Source organism: Mycobacterium shunyiense, from assembly GCF_058270035.1.
Genome location: NZ_JBZDPT010000017.1, coordinates 1 through 3,261 on the forward strand (window position 1 = coordinate 1; position 3,261 = coordinate 3,261).

The window sequence follows — 3,261 nt, forward strand, 5'->3', positions numbered from 1 at the left end:
GCTGGACCGAATCGGGCAGCCTGGAATACCTCGGACGCGCGGACGCGCAGGTCAAGCTGCGTGGCCAGCGCCTGGAACTGGGCGAGATCGAGAACACCCTGCTGGCCTGCCCGCAAGTCACCCGCGCGGCCGCCGCCGTGCATCGGGGTAGCACCGGCGTCGACCATCTGGTCGGCTACGTCGCTCTCGAGCAGACCAGCACCGCCGACTACGACGCTGACGTCGTCGACCAGTGGCAAGGCATCTACGACGAGCTCTACGACGCCGACCTCGACGAGGTCGAGTTCGGTAACGACTTCCGCGGCTGGAACAGCAGCTACACGGACGATCCGATTCCCCTGCACGAGATGGAGGAATGGCGCTCGGCCACCGTGGATCGGATTCTGTCGATGCGCCCGCAACGGGTGCTCGAGCTGGGTGTCGGATCGGGCCTGCTGTTGTCTCAGCTGGCTCCCGAGTGCATCGAGTATTGGGGCACAGACTTTTCCGCGCCGACCATTCAGAAGTTGCAGAGGGCCGTGGCCGCCCAGCCGTGGGGAGACCGGGTTCATCTGTTGACCCGACCGGCCCACATCACCGAGGCGTTGCCACAGGGCCAGTTCGACATGGTGGTGATCAACTCGGTGGTTCAGTACTTCCCGAGTGCCGGATACCTGGCCGAGGTCATCGACAAGGCCGTGGAACTGCTGGCGCCGGGCGGAACGCTGTTCATCGGTGACGTAAGAAATCACAGCCTGCAAGGTGCGTTTCAGACAGGTATCGCCTTGGCGCGCAGCCGCAACGGCACCGATACCGACGAGATCCGGCAACGGGTACAGCGCGCGATGCTCGGCGAGCACGAGTTGCTCCTCGCCCCGGAGTTTTTCACCACCTGGGCAGCCGACCATCCCTCCGTGAGCGGCATCGGTGTCCAGGTCAAGCGTGGAGAGGCCGACAACGAGCTGAGCCGGTACCGCTACGACGTGATCGTCCACAAGTCGCCCGCCCGGGTGTGCTCGCTGGCCAGCGCCCCGACCTGGGCGTGGACGGACTGTGCGGGTCTGAGCGGACTGCACGCCGAGTTGACGGCCCAGCAGCCGTCCACCGTGCGGGTCAGCGGTATTCCCCGCGCCGGCGTGATCGCCGACGTGGTCACCGAACATGCTCTGGGCGCCGGGCTCCCGCTCGCCGAGGCACTCGTCCACGCCGACTCCGCCGCCGAGGACGTCGTCACACCTGAGATGGTGTACCGGCTCGGCGAAGCAGCCGGATATCACGTCGCGGTCACCTGGGGCACCCAACCCGGCACCCTGGATGCCCTCTTCATCGCCGTTTCCGACGGTGAGGCGCTGCCGGCGCTCACCGAGCTCTACCAGCCCGCCTCGGATGCCCGGCAGCGCGGCGGCCACGCCAATGATCCGCACACCAACTCGAAGGTCACAGCGGTCCGACAGTGGTTGTCCGAGCGGCTACCCGAGTACATGGTGCCGAGCCAGATCGTGGTGCTCGACGAGTTCCCGTTGACGTCCTCGGGCAAGATCGATCGCAAGGCGCTACCTGAACCCACCTTCGTCGCCACCTCCTTCCGGGCTCCTCAGACCGATACGGAGAAAATCGTCGCCGAGGTGTTCACCGAGGTGCTCGGGCTCGGCAGGGCCGGGCTCGATGACGATTTCTTCGTCCTAGGTGGCGATTCCCTGATCGCCATCCGGGTCAGCGCGCGTCTACAGTCAGCTCTCGGCCGGGATGTGCCGGTTCGCTACCTGTTCGACGCGCCTACTGTCGGCGGGCTGGCCGACTATCTCGACCGGCATCAGGACGGTGTTGCCCGACCGCCGCTGACCGCGCGGCATCGTCCGGCGGCCATTCCGTTGTCGTATGCACAGCAACGACTGTGGTTCCTGGAGCAACTGCAGGGGCCGTCACCGATCTACAACATGGCGGTCGCGCTACGCCTCAGCGGGCACCTCGACGAAGATGCCCTGGGCGCTGCACTGGCAGACGTCGTGGGCCGGCAGGAGAGCCTGCGCACCGTGTTCATCTCGGTTGACGGGGTACCCCAGCAGGTGGTTCTGGGCGTCGAGCAGGCTGACCTGGGATGGGAAATCGTCGATGCCTCCGGATGGCAGGCGGCCCGGCTCGACGAGGAGATCGGTGCGGCGGCCCGCCACAGTTTCGACCTCACGAGTGAAATCCCGATCAAAGCAACACTTTTCCGCATCAGCGAGAACGAGCACGTCCTCGCGGCGGTGGTTCACCATATCGCCGCCGACGGCTGGTCGGTCACCCCGCTCGTGGTGGATCTGGCGACTGCCTACGCCAACCGGTGCGACGGGCAGGCCCCGGATTGGGAGCCCCTGCCGGTGCAGTATGCCGATTTCACGTTGTGGCAACAGGAGTGGCTGGGCTCGGTATCCGACGCCGACAGCGTGATCGCCGGGCAGCTGAAGTACTGGGAGGACGAGCTGGCCGACCTCCCCGATCGGTTGGAGCTACCGACTGACCGGCCGTATCCGCCGGTGGCCGATTACCAGGGTTCCAGCGTGGCGGTGGAGTGGCCTGCCGAACTACAGCAACAGATCGCCCGGGTCGCTCGCGAGCACGGCGCGACGAGCTTCATGGTGGTCCAGGCAGCTCTGGCGGCATTGATGGCTCAGCTGAGCGCAAGCACCGATGTGGCCGTGGGCATAGCGTCTGCCGGCCGCGGCGAGCCCGCACTCGACGAGTTGGTGGGTTTCTTCGTCAACACTTTGGTGCTGCGCGTGGACCTGGCCGGGGACCCCACGGTCGCAGACCTGTTGGGGCAGGTGCGGCAGCGTAGCTTGGCGGCGTTCGAGCATCAGGACGTGCCGTTCGAGGTTCTGGTGGATCGGCTCAATCCGACCCGGAGCCTGACCCATCACCCACTCGTGCAGGTCATGCTGACCTGGCAAAACCTGCCATGGCAACACAGCGACCCTGCCGCCGCGTTGGCGCTGGGTGACGTCGGTGTTACGCGGCTGGAGGCCGAAACTCAGACTGCCCGTATGGATCTGGTGTTCTCGCTGGCTGAACGCTTCAACGATGCCGGCGTGCCGGCCGGAATCGACGGATCGGTCGAGTTCCGTACCGACGTGTTCGACACGGCCACGATCGAGACCTTGATCCAACGTATGCAGCGGATGTTGGCGGCGATCACGGCTGACTCGGCTCAGCGGTTGTCGGCTGTGGGTGTGCTTGATGCTGCTGATTGTGCTCGGTTGGATGAGGTTGGTCATCGGGCGGTGTTGATGCGGCCGGTGG

The 3,261-nt window shown here is 65.8% G+C and carries 1 protein-coding gene; it reads left to right on the forward strand.

Annotated features, from left to right (window positions below; translation table 11 throughout):
- On the forward strand, positions 1-3,261 hold a 3,261-nt coding region (locus AC4ELS_RS11800), incomplete at both ends, for a condensation domain-containing protein (protein ID WP_499047499.1).